At 63.3% G+C, this 14,019-nt stretch carries 9 protein-coding genes; 4 read left to right on the top strand and 5 right to left on the bottom strand.

Features of this window, described 5'->3' with window-relative positions:
- Positions 1 to 73 precede the first annotated feature (73 nt).
- The gene (locus USDA257_RS03720; RefSeq protein WP_014761546.1) at positions 74 to 253 is read left to right on the top strand and encodes a hypothetical protein; all 180 of its coding nucleotides are present in this window, start codon (positions 74 to 76) and stop codon (positions 251 to 253) included.
- 57 nt (positions 254 to 310) lie between these two features.
- The gene (locus USDA257_RS37010; RefSeq protein ID WP_014761545.1) at positions 311 to 451 is read left to right on the top strand and encodes a hypothetical protein; all 141 of its coding nucleotides are present in this window, start codon (positions 311 to 313) and stop codon (positions 449 to 451) included.
- A gap of 82 nt (positions 452 to 533) precedes the next feature.
- Here the strand turns inward: USDA257_RS37010 and USDA257_RS03715 are convergent, their stop codons facing one another.
- Positions 534 to 1,472 (bottom strand): DMT family transporter, encoded by a 939-nt coding sequence (locus tag USDA257_RS03715; protein ID WP_041413893.1) that lies wholly within the window; start codon positions 1,470 to 1,472, stop codon positions 534 to 536.
- 377 nt (positions 1,473 to 1,849) lie between these two features.
- Here USDA257_RS03715 and pepN point away from each other — a divergent pair, with 377 nt between their 5' ends.
- Positions 1,850 to 4,510, top strand: coding sequence for an aminopeptidase N (gene pepN, locus USDA257_RS03710; protein WP_014761543.1), 2,661 nt, complete (start codon positions 1,850 to 1,852; stop codon positions 4,508 to 4,510).
- 240 nt (positions 4,511 to 4,750) lie between these two features.
- Positions 4,751 to 7,078: a PAS domain-containing sensor histidine kinase gene (locus USDA257_RS03705; RefSeq protein ID WP_014761542.1), complete on the top strand. Its 2,328-nt coding sequence runs from the start codon at positions 4,751 to 4,753 to the stop codon at positions 7,076 to 7,078.
- Position 7,079: 1 nt separating this feature from the next.
- Here the strand turns inward: USDA257_RS03705 and USDA257_RS03700 are convergent, their stop codons facing one another.
- The 4 genes from USDA257_RS03700 to USDA257_RS03685 form a co-directional block, all read right to left on the bottom strand.
- Positions 7,080 to 10,037: a bifunctional [glutamine synthetase] adenylyltransferase/[glutamine synthetase]-adenylyl-L-tyrosine phosphorylase gene (locus tag USDA257_RS03700; RefSeq protein WP_014761541.1), complete on the bottom strand. Its 2,958-nt coding sequence runs from the start codon at positions 10,035 to 10,037 to the stop codon at positions 7,080 to 7,082.
- Positions 10,038 to 10,105: 68 nt separating this feature from the next.
- Entirely contained in the window at positions 10,106 to 11,503 is a 1,398-nt protein-coding gene (locus USDA257_RS03695) for a sensor histidine kinase (protein ID WP_014761540.1), read from the bottom strand.
- Positions 11,500 to 12,201, bottom strand: coding sequence for a response regulator transcription factor (locus tag USDA257_RS03690; protein WP_014761539.1), 702 nt, complete (start codon positions 12,199 to 12,201; stop codon positions 11,500 to 11,502). The genes USDA257_RS03695 and USDA257_RS03690 overlap by 4 nt, the downstream gene beginning before the upstream one ends.
- Before the next feature lie 179 nt (positions 12,202 to 12,380).
- The gene (locus tag USDA257_RS03685; protein WP_014761538.1) at positions 12,381 to 13,946 is read right to left on the bottom strand and encodes a Do family serine endopeptidase; all 1,566 of its coding nucleotides are present in this window, start codon (positions 13,944 to 13,946) and stop codon (positions 12,381 to 12,383) included.
- Between the last annotated feature and the right edge of the window lie 73 nt (positions 13,947 to 14,019).

Genomic DNA, 14,019 nt, shown 5'->3' with positions numbered 1-14,019 from the left:
TTTTGATGCGTTGCAAATATTATGCTGCGCCGCAATATAAGGGCACGGGAGGAATGGATTAAGGAACTGAACCATGACTGCCCGCCTTCGCCCGATCCACAGCAGCTTCGAGACGCTCCGTCAGGCCCGTGTCGCTCTGCGGACGCCGTACAATAGCTTCGGCGCCGTAGCCAACGAACAGATGACGGCGATCGGCTTCGCGCGCACCACGCGCCGCCCGGCCCAGATCTACGCCGATTTCATTCAACGCTGAACAAATGGTGCCGCGCCGGTCTTCGGTCCCGGCGCTCGCCTGAGCGAGATCACGATCATGTCTATCCGTAGCCTGCTCGACACGATTTCTGATATCGGCACCGCCGTTCGTGCCTCGCGCGAGTTCACCAGGCTGAGCACGATCTCGGATGCTCGCCGCGCGCATCGTGTCGCGGTGAGCCCTCTGCTGCCCAACTGATCCCTGCACCATCCACCCCTTGCGCCCCGGGCAAGGTCGACGCCGTCCCTCCGACTGGCAGAGGCAGGCGCAATAGGCGATGTCAGCCCTGCGGTGTGACGTGTTTGCGCGCCCCCTTCCGCTCAAGCCCGAGCCGGTGCTCCCGGAAAATGATGAAGATGCCCGCTCCGACGACGATCGCGGTGCCCAGGAGCATGGCTGCCGTCGGTACGTTGCCGAAAAGGAAATAGCCGATGGCGATGCCGAGCACGATAGAGGCATATTCGAAGGGCGCGATCGTCGACATGTCGGCGTGGCGATAGCTCTCCGTCAGTAAAATCTGGGCGACCCCGCCGCAGAAGCCGGCGAGCATCAAGAGCAGGAAGGACGTCCACGATATCGCCGACCAGCCGAAGGGAAGTGTTGCCAGGGAAAACACGGCGGCGGAGAGCGAGAAGTAGAGAACGATCGTGTGCGTGCGCTCCGTCTGCACGAGCCTGCGCACGAGGACCATCGCGACCGCTCCGAGCGTCGCCGAAAGCAGCACCGCGACGGCACCCAGCGCTTCCGACGAGCCAAATCCTCCTTCGCCGAACAGTGTCAGGCGTGGCCAGGTGATGATCAGCACGCCAACGAGGCCGATGACCACCGCAGACCAGCGGTAAAGCCGGACAATCTCGCCGAGAAACACTGCAGCGAAGGCCACCGCCAGCAGCGGCATCGCGTAGCCGATCGCAATCGCCTCCGGAAGCGGCAGATGCACGAGCCCGTAGAAGCCGCAGCTCATCGACAGAATGCCGACCAAGCCGCGTAGCACATGCCCCGGGACATTGTTTGTCCGGAAGGCGTCGCGCAGCTGGCCGCGACAGGCGAGGAAACCGAGAATCGGCACCATGGCGAAGGCCGATCGATAGAAGGTGATCTGCCCGGTGGCGATGTCACTGCCGGCCGCCTTGATGCAAGTGGACATGCAAACGAAGACGATGACGGACAGGACCTTGAGCAGAATCCCCTTCATGGGATTGTGAATGTCGGCATCCATGGAGGACATTTTCGAGATGGTACCGGCGAGCCGGTCGCGGGAAGAAGGACGCGGCCCAAGCCGCGGGAGGATGGAGCCAGTCTAGCTGCACGGCGCGGGATGTTGGATCAATTTTCTTGATGGGTGCGGGATATTCGTGATGGCTTGAACGAGTTGCTTTCCTCGCTTGCTTTAGCAATCACGAAAAAAACTTGTTGGATTTAGTTCTTGTTAGTGCCGTTTCGTTAAACCTGCCGTACGGGGGCGGGAAAAAATCGAACGTGTTTGCTTCCGAAGTGCGGTCGACGGCATTGCAAGCACAAAATCTCGCCTCTTGGCCTTTTCACCATCACAGGCGCCCTCTACCTTAGGAACGGAAGGCGCAAGCGGGACTGACCATGCGGACAAATACTGGCCAGATCATTCATCTGGAAGACTACCGGCCGACCGATTTCGTTCTCGAAAGAGTGGATCTGACCTTCGAACTCGACCCCAAGGAGACGAAGGTCGAGGCACGCCTCATCTTCCACCGTCGCGAAGGCGTCGACCCCTCCGCCCCGCTGGTTCTTGACGGCGACGAGCTGAGCATGGCCGGCCTGCTGCTCGACCAGGAAGAGATCCCGGCGACGCTCTACGATCTGACGGACGATACGCTGACGATCCGCAGCCTGCCGGAAACCGCTCCCTTCGAGATCACCGTGACGACGCTCCTGTCGCCGGAGACGAACACGAAGCTGATGGGTCTCTACTACACCAACAGCGTCTATTGCACGCAATGCGAGGCGGAGGGCTTCCGCCGCATCACCTATTTCCCCGACCGGCCCGACGTGCTCGCCGTCTATACGGTCAACATCATCGCCGACAAGGCGACCGCCCCCCTTCTCCTTTCGAACGGCAACTATCTCGGCGGCGCCGACATGGGTGACGGCCGTCACTTCGCCGCCTGGTTCGATCCGCATCCGAAGCCGAGCTATCTCTTCGCGTTGGTCGCCGGCGATCTCGGCGTGGTCGAGGACACGTTCACGACCGCGTCAGGCCGCAAGGTGGCGCTGAGGATCTATGTCGAGCACGGCAAGGAGCCGCGCGCTGCCTATGCGATGGACGCGCTCAAACGTTCGATGAAGTGGGACGAAGAGGCCTTCGGCCGCGAATACGATCTCGACATCTTCATGATCGTCGCCGTCTCCGACTTCAACATGGGCGCCATGGAGAACAAGGGGCTCAACGTCTTCAACGACAAATACGTTCTCGCCGATCCGGAAACGGCGACCGACACGGACTATGCCAATATCGAAGCGATCATCGCCCATGAATATTTCCACAACTGGACGGGCAACCGCATAACCTGCCGCGACTGGTTCCAGCTGTGCCTGAAGGAAGGGCTTACGGTCTACCGGGATCATGAGTTTTCGGCGGACATGCGCTCGCGCGCCGTCAAGCGCATTGCCGAAGTCAGGCACCTGAAATCCGAACAGTTCCCCGAGGACGCCGGTCCCCTCGCCCATCCGGTGCGCCCGACGAAATACCGCGAGATCAACAACTTCTACACGACGACCGTCTACGAGAAGGGGTCCGAGGTGACGCGGATGATCGCGACCATTCTTGGTCGCGATCTCTTCAAGGAGGGCATGGATCTCTATTTCGACCGCCATGACGGCCAGGCGGTGACGATCGAGGACTTCATCGCTTGCTTCGAGGACGCGAGCGGGCGCGATCTCAAGCAATTCTCGCTCTGGTATCATCAGGCAGGAACGCCGCTGATCAGCGCTTCCGGATCTTATGACGCGACGAAGCAGAACTACATCCTGTCGCTCGAACAGACGGTGCCGGCAACACCGGGGCAGAGCGCCAAGAAGCCGATGCATATCCCGCTGCGTGTCGGGCTCCTGCTCGAGGACGGCAGCGAGGCAACACCCGCGGCCGTTTCGGGCGCCGACGTCACGGCAGACGTGGTGCACCTGACGGAGCGCAAGCAGACCGTCGTCTTTGCCGGCATTCCGTCCCGGCCGGTGCCCTCCTTCAATCGCGGCTTCTCGGCGCCGATCAACTTGCACGTCGAACAAAGCGCGGAAGACCGCGCGCACATCGCACGCCATGAGGCCGATCTCTTCGCCCGCTGGCAGGCGCTGAACGCCATGGCGCTCGACAATCTGGCCAAGGCCGCGGGAGAGGCGCGAAACGGCCAGCCGATCGCCTGCGACGACGCCCTTATCGGCGGACTTCTGGCGGCCGCGGGCGACGAACGGCTGGAGCCGGCGTTCCGCGCACAGGTCCTCTCGTTGCCGAGCGAGGCCGACATCGCCCGGGAAATCGGCCGCGACAACGACCCGGATGCCATCCAGTCGGGCCGCCAGGCGATCCTTTCCGCCGTTTCCGCTTCCGGGAAGGGTATCTTCACGCGATTGCTCGGGGAGATGACGTTGTCCGGTCCGTTCCGGCCCGATGCTGCGAGCGCCGGCCGGCGGGCGCTGCGCAACGCCGCCCTCTCCTATCTCGTCTATGGGGACGATCGGCCGGAGAAAGCGGTAAGCGCCTTCCGTTCCGCCAACAACATGACCGATCTCAGTCAGGCGCTGACACTGCTCGCCCACCGCTTTCCGGACGCGGATGAGGCGCTCGATGCATTGGCGACGTTCAAGAAACGCTTCGCAGACAATGCGCTGGTGATCGACAAATGGTTCGCCATCCAGGCGACAATCCCCGGCGCCTCGACCCTCGACCGGGTCAAGGCGCTGATGTCCGATCCGCTCTTCAACGCCAACAACCCTAATCGCGTACGCTCTCTCGTCGGCGCCTTCGCCTTCTCCAACCCGACGGGCTTCAACCGGGCGGATGGCGAAGGCTACCGCTTCCTGGCGCAGCAGATCCTCGATATCGATCCCCGCAATCCGCAACTTGCGGCACGGATTCTGACATCGATGCGCTCCTGGCGGTCGCTGGAGCAGGTGAGGGCCAACCACGCCCTGAATGCCCTCAAGCAAATCGCCGGTAGTGCCAGCCTCTCCGCCGATGCCAGCGACATCGTCGATCGAATGCTGAACGATGGAAGCGCGGCGTAATTTCGCCGCGCGCTCGACTCGGCGGCAAGGAGCTACAACTTTCCAACGATGAAAATTGGTTAATAAATCTTTACCCCTGCCTCTGGACAAGGCGAATCGCCCTGTGATTCATTGAGTCAGGTTCGGGCGAGCGGCGCACCGAATCACCGAAGCGTCCCGATTTCCGATGACGTTTCGGATTGAGAGATCACAGCGTTCCTTTCGCATTCAAATGCGGGACGCTCTCGAGGACGGCAGAAATTGGGAAAGATAGCGGACGCGCGACGGGGAAGCGCAGCCGACGGGCGGTTGCGACTCAAGTTCCCAGGCTTTCTCGGCCTGGAACGGGAGCTCATCGACAAGGCGAGGCTCTTTGCCGAGCCGGCATCGCGCAGGCTTGCGCGGGCCGAACCCGTTCTCAAGCGCGCAATTCCCGTCCTCATCATCGCCTTCCTGCTCATCGTGGCGATATCCCGTATGTCGGGGATCATGGACGAGCACGCCCGAATGGAAGCCAGTTCGCGCCGGACCGTCAGCCTGGCGGCAACCGCCGCAACGGCGGCTTTCCAGGCAGATGGCCCGGAGCTCTTCGTCGATGGGCAGCGCTGGGAGACCGAACGCCGGCTCGCTGAATACCTGCCCGCCGAGCTCCTCGACACCGGCATGTTCCTGCTGACGGTTCGCCGGGACGGCCGCATATTCGCGAGCACCCATGCCGGGGCACATTTCATCGGACGCACGCTCACCTCGATCGCCCCGGACATGGCCTCGCTGCAGTATTACGGCGAAGGCGCCGGCGCGATGAGGGCGACAATCGACGGCGTCGAACACCTGGTGGCGCTGATGCAGGTCCCGGCTTCCGCGGGCGTCGTGCTGGCGGCAACGCCGGTCGCCCAGTTCGAAGCCGCCTGGCGCGACGATGTCTCGCTCAATGTCACGCTGTTTGCCGGCATCTCGGCAATCCTGCTCGTCGTGCTCTACGCCTATTATATCCAGGCAAAACGCGCGCGGGACGCCGATTCCGTCTTCGCGGAATCGAACCTGCGCGTCGAGACCGCATTGTCGCGCGGCCGCTGCGGGCTCTGGGATTTCGACCTCGCCAATCGGCGCCTGTTCTGGTCTCGCTCCATGTACGAGATGCTCGGCATGCCGGGCGACAGCAGCGTGTTGTCGTTCGGCGATGCGGCGCGGCTCATGCACCCGGAGGACCGCGGCATCTACCGGGTGGCGCGGGCGATCGCCAAAGGCAGCGAGCGTCAGATCGACCAGGTGTTCCGCATGCGCCACGCCGACGGCCATTACGTTTGGCTTCGGGCGCGCGCCCAGGTCATCCGCACGGTTTCCGGGCGCACGCACCTGATCGGCATCGCCATGGACGTGACCGAGCAGCACCGGCTCGCCCAGCGCTACGCGGAAGCGGACCAGCGTCTGACGGATGCGATCGAGTGCACCTCGGAAGCTTTCGTGCTGTGGGACAAGCACGACCGGCTGGTAATGTGCAACACCCATTACCAGGAGGCCTATCAGCTGCCGGACCACGTCCTCGTGCCGGGGACCGAACGGGCGGTCGTCCATGCCGCGGCGGCCAGGCCCGTCGTCGAGCGACGCGTCGCCGATCCGGACCGCAGCAATCACTCGCAGACGAGCGAGGTGCAACTCGCCGACGAGCGCTGGCTGCAGATCAACGAACGCCGCACGCGCGACGGCGGCCTCGTCTCGGTCGGCACCGATATCACGCTGCTCAAGCGGCATCAGGTGCGGTTGCGCGAATCCGAGCGGCGGCTGATGGCGACGATCGGCGACCTTTCGGCCTCGCGCATCACGCTCGAACGGCAGAAGGCCGAGCTTTCCGTCGCCAACGCCAATTACCAGGCGGAAAAGGACCGGGCGGAGGCGGCAAACCGGGCCAAGTCGGAATTCCTCGCCAACATGTCGCATGAGTTGCGCACGCCGCTCAACGCCATTCTCGGCTTTTCCGAGATCCTGCAGAACCAGATGTTCGGGCCGCTCGGGTCGGAGAAATACGACGAGTACTCGCGTGACATCCACGAGAGCGGCAAGCACCTGCTCAACGTCATCAACGACATACTCGATATGTCGAAGATCGAGGCCGGTCACATGCGCATCACGCGCGAGAGGATCGATCTTGCGCCGCTGATCGAGGAAACGCTTCGCTTCACCACGATACCGGCCGAGCAGAAGAATATCCGCGTCGTCCAGGAGATCTCCTCGGGCCTGACGATGTTCGCCGATCGCCGCGCCATGAAACAGGTGCTGCTCAACCTGCTGTCGAACGCGGTCAAATTCACCAATGAAGGTGGACGCATTTCGCTCAGGGCCCGCAAGGTTCGCGGCGCAGTGACGCTGACGATCGCCGATTCCGGCATCGGCATTCCCCGGCACGCGCTGCAGAAGATCGGCCATCCCTTCGAGCAGGTGCAGAGCCAGTACGCCAAGAGCAAGGGCGGATCCGGATTGGGCCTTGCCATCTCCCGATCGCTCACGCGGCTCCATGGGGGCCGGATGAAAATCCATTCCGCCGAGAGCGTCGGCACGATCATCTCGGTGCGAATTCCAGACCTCGCGTGAGTCAGGCCGCGAGAACCGAGTGGAAGATGCCGCGAACCGCCTTGGAGAAGCGGCGTATGTCAGCCTCGAGGTGCTTCAGGTCCGGATAATCGCCGGCCCGACAAACGAGATCGACGAGACCTGCCGGCGCTTCCTTCGGATCGAAATCGCCGTCGAGACAGAGCCGGACGACCTGCGAGACCTCCGTAAACAGCGCGAGCGCCTCGACTGCCGTGTCGAGATCGTTTGCATCCATCAGCGTGGCGCCGAGCCTCTTCAGCGCCTCCAGCGTTTGGGTTCCGGCAGGCGGCGGCGCCTCGCCTTTCGTTGGCGCCACGAGCGTCAGATATTGTGCAATGAACTCGATATCGACGAGGCCGCCGGGGATGAGCTTGAAGTCCCAGATGTCGTTCGGCGGCTTCTCCTTGTCGATGAGATTGCGCATCTCCTCGACTTCCTTGCGGATCTTGGCGATATCGCGCTTTTGCGACAGGACCTCGGCGAAGATCGCTTCCGCTTCACTGACAAGGCTTTCGTCGCCGCAGATGCATCGAGCGCGCGTCAGCGCCAGGTGTTCCCAGGTCCAGGCCTCCTCACGCTGATATTTGGCAAAGGCGGTGATGCGTGTCGCGACCGGTCCCTTATTGCCCGACGGCCTGAGCCGCATGTCGACATTGTAGAGGATGCCCTCGGCGGTCGGGGCGGAAAGCGCGGCGATCAGCCTCTGCGTCACGCGCGTAAAATAGCGTGTCGGGTCGAGCGGCTTGGCGCCGTCGGATTGGTGGGCATCGCTGTCGTAATCGTAGAGCAGGATGAGGTCGACATCGGAACCGGCCGTCAGTTCGTGACTGCCCAGCTTTCCCATGCCGACGACCGCAACGCGACCGCCCGGGAAGCGGCCGTGCACCGAGCGGATCTCTTCCAGAACCGCATCCAGCGCAGCTGCAATGATCAGGTCGGCGAGATCGGTGAAGGCCCTTCCCGCCTGCAGGCCGGAGATCGAGCCGGTCAGCAACCGGATGCCGATCAGGAAGCGTTGCTCGGCGGCGATGATGCGCAGTCGGTCCAGCACCTCTTCATAATGGTGCGCGCCGGCGACGAAACTGGCGATCCGCGGCGCCAGATAATCCTTCGTCGGCAGTTCGGCGAGCAGGCCCGGGTCCAGCATGCCGTCGAAAACATGCGGCCTGGCAGCGATGATATCCGCCAGGCGCGGCGCCGAGGACATGATATTGACGATCAGCGACAACAGTCCCGGATTGTTGCCGAGCAGCGAGAAGAGCTGGATGCCGGCCGGCAGGCCGGAAAGAAACTGGTCGAAGCGCAGCAAAGCCTCGTCGGCGCGCCGGCTCTCACCGAATACGCGCAGGAGCTCCGGCGTCAATTCCGTCAAGCGTTCGCGCGCCTCGACGGACTGCGTCGCCCGATAGCGCCCGTAATGCCAGGTGCGGATGATGCGGGCTATGTCGGAGGGACGCTGGTACCCCAGCCTCTTCAGCGTTTCGAGTGTGTCGGGGTCATCCTGCTGGCCTGTGAATACCAGATTTCCGGTCTCGGTCGAGAGCTTTGCCTCCTGTTCGAAAAGCTGCGCATAGCGTCGTTCGACCGTCCGCAGCACGCGCGAAAACTCTCTGGAGAAGGACGCCGTATCTTCGAAGCCGAGCATGCAGGCAATTCGCTTCAGCTCCGCCTCGGTCTCGGGCACAAGGTGGGTCTGCTCGTCATGCACCATCTGGATGCGGTGCTCGACGTCGCGAAGGAACCAATAGGCGTCCACCAGTTCGTGCGCCGTCGAACGGTCGATCCAGCCGGCCTCGGCGAGCACATGCAGCATTGCCTCGGTTTCGCGCAACCGAAGGGCGGGTGTCCGCCCGCCGGCAATCAACTGCTGCGTTTGCACGAAAAACTCGATCTCGCGGATGCCGCCGCGGCCGAGTTTGACATTGTGCCCCTTCACGGCAATTTCGCCGTGGCCCTTGTGGGCGTGGATCTGCCGTTTGATCGAGTGAATGTCGGCAATCGCCGCGTAATCCAGGTATTTCCGGAAGACGAAGGGCGTCAGCTCCTTGAGGAAGCGTTCGCCGGCCGAGAGGTCGCCGGCGATCGGCCGCGCCTTGATGAACGCCGCCCGCTCCCAGTTCTGCCCTCTGCTTTCATAATAGAGCATGGCCGCCTCGACGGGGATCGCGAGCGGCGTCGAACCAGGATCGGGCCTGAGGCGCAGGTCCGTGCGAAACACGTAGCCATCGCCGGTCCGCTCCTGCAGGACGCGGATCAGCCTCCGCAAGAGCCGCGCGAAGATCTCCGTCGCCTCGTCGCGACTGACGAGGATGCCGGCCTGCGGATCATAAAAGATCACGAGGTCGATGTCGGAGGAATAGTTGAGCTCGCAGGCGCCGAGCTTGCCCATGCCGAGCACCACGACCCCCGAGGCGACGCTCGGCGCGGCGGGATCCGGAAGGACGAACTTGCCGCTCTCATCCGCGCCGAGCAGCAGGTGATCGATCGCGGCCGATACCGCCGCACCGGCGAAGTCGCTCAGCCATCGTGTCGTTTCACGGCCATTGAACAGCCGCGAGAGATCGGCAAGCGCGACGGCAAAGGCGACCTCGCGCCTTGCCCGCCGCAGCCGCGACATGATCTCCGCGTCCGGCAGCGCCTTGCCTGCCGCCTCGCCCTGCCAGGCCCTTCGCGCGGCGTCGATCCGGCTTTGCAAAAACCCCGGCAGGCTCTCGCCAAGCAGCGCCTCGAGGGTGGCAGGGCTGCTGGCGGCCGTATCGCGCAGAAACGGCGAGAGCGCGAATGCGGCAAGGATAAAGTGCTTGAGCGGCGCATCGGAGGCCAAAAGCTTCGCGATCGGCTCGCGCCCCTTTGCCATGTCCTTGAGAACGGAAAGAGCGACCTTTGCGTCGGCCTGGCTCGCGGGACGGATCGGCACCGCCTCGATATCGGACAACCGCTTCTCGGTCGCGTCCACCATCGGTCTTCTCCTCCCTTTCGGATCATCGGGGAAACCTTGATCCAACCGGTCATTGCTTGGCTGGTGTATCAGGTCGTGCCGGCCGGGAAAACCATGCGAACCGTCAATCCCTTTCCTTCCGGCTCCGTCGCCGAGAGAGCGAGGGAGCCATGGTGCATCTCCATCACGGCTTCGACGAGCGAAAGGCCGAGACCGGTGCCGGGCTTCGAACGGCTTTCGTCCAGCCGCACGAAGCGTTTGACCACTTCGCGGCGCATATTTTCGGGAATGCCTGGACCGTGATCGGCGACCGTCAGGACGGCGTTGACACCGCTTTTCTTCATCTCGACCCGCATGACCGGATTTTCCGCACCATCCGCATATTTGATCGCGTTGTCGATCAGGTTCCCAAGCGCCTGGCCGATCAGCTCGCGGTTGCCGGAAATTGTTATGCCGGGCTGGATGTCCGCTTCCAGGCGGAGGGCGCTTTCCTCGGCGACCGGCTCGTAAAGCTCGACGCAATCGTCGACGATGCCGGACAAGTCGACGTCGCTCATCTCGGCGACAGCGGAACCAGCCTCGACGCGCGAAATCATCAGCAGCGCATTGAAGGTGCGGATCAGCTGGTCGGACTCCCCAATGATTTCCTCGAGCGCGCCGTTCTGGCTCCCGCCTTCCTTGCTGCCGAGCGCCGCCTCGGCCTTGTTGCGCAGCCGCGTCAACGGCGTCTTGAGATCGTGCGCGATGTTGTCGGAGACCTGTTTCAGGCCTTCGTTCAGCTTCTCGATCCGGCCCAGCATGGCGTTCAACGATTCCGACAGACGGTCGAACTCGTCGCCCGAACCGCTCGTCGGCAGCCGCTGCGAAAGGTCACCCGCCATGATCTTGGTGCTCGCCTCCGACATCCGGTCGATGCGCCTCAAGGCATTGCGGCCGATGCCGAACCAGATCACCAGCGCGCCGAGCCCCATGATGCCGAGAGCGACCACCAGGGCCTGGCGCACGAGAACGCGAAACTTTTCCGGTTCCTGCAAGTCGCGGCCAACGAGAATCCGCAGACCGTTGTCCAGCACCAGCACCTGGGCGAGTGCGACGTGGTTGTCCGCGCGGCTTTCATCGGTGAAGCGGCGGTAGTGAAAAGGCTCAGATGTCCAGCCCTCGTCGTCTAGCAAGCCGGGCTCGAGGCCGGCCACGTTGCCCGCGAGGATTTCTCCACTCGGTCCCGCAATGACGTAAAGGTTGGCGCCGGGCTGGCGCGCCCGCCGTTCCAGCGAGCGAAGCAGGCCGTTGACGCCGGCGCGCTCGTATATGCCCTCGATCTGGGTTGCTTCGACAGAAATCGCTTCACGCGTCTGCTGCTGCAGGAAACGCTCGGACATGCCGGTGACGTAGAAGACGAGGAAGACGGCGCAGAGGGAGAAGAGAACGAGATAGAGCGCGGAAAGCCGGACCGCGGTCGTCCTGAACAGAACGCCGAATTTGCTCATGCGTCAGCGGTCCGGTCGTCCTTGATCATGTAGCCGGCGCCGCGAACGGTCCTCAGCAACGGCGGATCGAAATCCTTCTCGATCTTGGAGCGCAAGCGCGACACATGCACGTCGATCACGTTGGTCTGCGGGTCGAAGTGATAGTCCCAGACATTCTCGAGCAGCATGGTCCTCGTCACCACCTGCCCGGCATTCTTCATCAGATATTCGAGCAGCCGGAACTCACGCGGCTGCAGCGGGATCTCCTTGCCCTGCCGGCGGACCGAGTGGGAAAGCCGGTCCAGTTCGAGGTCGCCGACGCGATAGACCATGTCCTGGTCCGGCGTTCCCTTGCGCCGGCCGAGCACCTCGACACGCGCCAGAAGCTCGCTGAAGGCGTAAGGCTTGGGGAGGTAATCGTCGCCACCGGCGCGAAGGCCGGTCACTCGGTCGTCTACCTGGCCAAGGGCCGAAAGGATGAGCACCGGCGTGTGGATGCCCCTGCGCCTCAATTCGGTGATCAGCGACAGGCCGTCCCGGCGGGGCAGCATGCGGTCCACCACGAGCACGTCGTAGGTGTTCTCGCTCGCCATGAACAAGCCGCTTTCGCCGTCGCTGGCGTGGTCGGAAACGATACCCGCTTCTCGAAACGCCTTAGCCAGATAGGCGGCTGCCTCGAGGTCGTCTTCAACAATCAAAATCTTCATACGGGTGACCATAGTCCCGGACCTCTGTTCGTCTCAACCGGTTTCGGGGTTTGCATCGGCCAAATGCAGAGTTCGGCCGGAACAGAGGACGCCGCGATATCGACAGATGTCGCGGCGCCTCGTCATCGGCCAGGAGCGGGCGGTAAGCGCTCCTAAGTCCGCCCGCTCCCGTGTCTTGTTGGCGCCGCGTCTCAGCTCTGAGCGATCGGCAGAGCGACAAAGCGGCTGCCCTCTTCGGCTTCGATCTGGAACAGCGCCTTGCTGCGGCCATCCTTCTTGGCGTTGTTCATCACCTTCAGGATGTCGTCCGCCGTCTTCACTTCCTGATTGTTGACGGAGACGATCTTCTCGCCTTCCTTCAGGCCGCGATCGGCGGCATCCGAGTCCGGGTCGACCGAAGCGATCGTCACACCCTTGCCGTCTTCCGAGGGGGAGACTGCCAAGCCAAGATCCGCCAATGCCTCTTCGCCGGCCTGACCCTGGTCGGGCTGCTCGTCGCTCGTGTCCGGCGTCGCCGCCTTGGCCTCTTCCGGCAGCGTGCCGATCTCGAGCTTGACGCTCTGAGACTTGCCGTCACGCCAGAGGGTGACGTCGGCGGTGGCTCCGGGACGCATCGCCGCTACCCGGCGCGCGAGATCGCGCGGATCCTTGACCGGCTCACCGTTGACTGCGGTGACGATATCACCCTTCTTGATCCCTGCCTTCTCGCCCGGCGAACCGGCCTGCGGTTCGACGACAAGGGCGCCGTTCGGTTCGGAGAGACCGAGCGACTCGGCAATGTCTTTCGTCACCGGCTGGATCTGAACGCCGAGCCAGCCGCGCGAGACAGAGCCGTCCTTGATCAAGGAGTCGACGACATCTTTCGCGACCGAGGCGGGAATTGCGAAGGCAATGCCGACATTGCCCCCCGATGGCGAGAAGATCGCCGTGTTGATGCCGACGACCTCGCCGGAGAGATTGAACGTCGGGCCGCCGGAATTGCCGCGGTTCACCGCCGCGTCAACCTGCAGATAATCGTCATAAGGGCCGGAGCCGATGTCGCGGCCGCGCGCCGAGACGATACCCGCCGTCACGGTGCCGCCTAGACCGAAGGGGTTGCCGACGGCGACCACCCAGTCGCCGACCCGAACCTTGTTGTCATCGGCAAAGCTGACATGGGTGAACTTGCGGTTGCCGGCATCGACCTTGAGCACGGCAAGGTCGGTGCGGCTGTCCTTACCAACGAGCTTGGCGTCGAGCTCCGTTCCGTCGTTCATGATGACAGTGAAGGCGGAGCCATCGGAAACGACGTGGTTGTTGGTGACGAGGTAGCCGTCCTCGGTGATGAAGAAGCCGGAGCCTTGGGCTCTCGGGCGCAGACGGCCCTCACCGCGGGGACCGCGCCGATCACGCCAGCGATCGGCGCGGTCGCCGTCGCGGGAGTCAGGCCCGCCGAATTCACGGAAGAAGCGCCTCAGCGGATGGTCCTCGGGCAGATCCTCGAAACCACGGCCGCCGAAATCGAAGGTGAAGTTGCTTTCGTCGTCGGCAGCCTGTTGCCTTGCCTGGACGCGAACAGAAACGACGGCCGGGGAAACAGCGTCGACGACGTTGGCGAAGCTCGGAACAGACGGCGCCTGAATCCTCACGGCTTCAGCGAAGGACTGGGTAATCTGCGCCGGCAGACCGGTCGTCAGCATGACTGCGGCAAGGCCGGCGACCGTGGAGGTCTTCAGGACGGTCTTCAGCGATGGACGCGGAGTTTTGATCATGGACATTCGTGTTGCCTTCTCTCTTGCATGAAGCCGCCGCCGAGCGGTGGACGGCTTCGAAACCTTGACCCACGAGCCT

The organism is Sinorhizobium fredii USDA 257 (genome assembly GCF_000265205.3).
Taxonomy (GTDB): domain Bacteria; phylum Pseudomonadota; class Alphaproteobacteria; order Rhizobiales; family Rhizobiaceae; genus Sinorhizobium; species Sinorhizobium fredii_B.
The sequence above is the reverse complement of the archived record's forward strand: the minus strand, read 5'-3'. Positions and strand labels throughout refer to the sequence as shown.

Excerpts from the sequence above, each read along its gene's own strand:
- USDA257_RS03685 (WP_014761538.1), bottom strand. The coding sequence starts at position 13,946 with ATGTCCATGATCAAAACTCCGCGTCCATCGCTGAAGACCGTCCTGAAG.
- USDA257_RS37010 (WP_014761545.1), top strand. The coding sequence starts at position 311 with ATGTCTATCCGTAGCCTGCTCGACACGATTTCTGATATCGGCACCGCC.
- USDA257_RS03720 (WP_014761546.1), top strand. The coding sequence starts at position 74 with ATGACTGCCCGCCTTCGCCCGATCCACAGCAGCTTCGAGACGCTCCGT.
- pepN (WP_014761543.1), top strand. The coding sequence starts at position 1,850 with ATGCGGACAAATACTGGCCAGATCATTCATCTGGAAGACTACCGGCCG.
- USDA257_RS03700 (WP_014761541.1), bottom strand. The coding sequence starts at position 10,037 with ATGGTGGACGCGACCGAGAAGCGGTTGTCCGATATCGAGGCGGTGCCG.
- USDA257_RS03695 (WP_014761540.1), bottom strand. The coding sequence starts at position 11,503 with ATGAGCAAATTCGGCGTTCTGTTCAGGACGACCGCGGTCCGGCTTTCC.
- USDA257_RS03715 (WP_041413893.1), bottom strand. The coding sequence starts at position 1,472 with ATGGATGCCGACATTCACAATCCCATGAAGGGGATTCTGCTCAAGGTC.
- USDA257_RS03690 (WP_014761539.1), bottom strand. The coding sequence starts at position 12,201 with ATGGTCACCCGTATGAAGATTTTGATTGTTGAAGACGACCTCGAGGCA.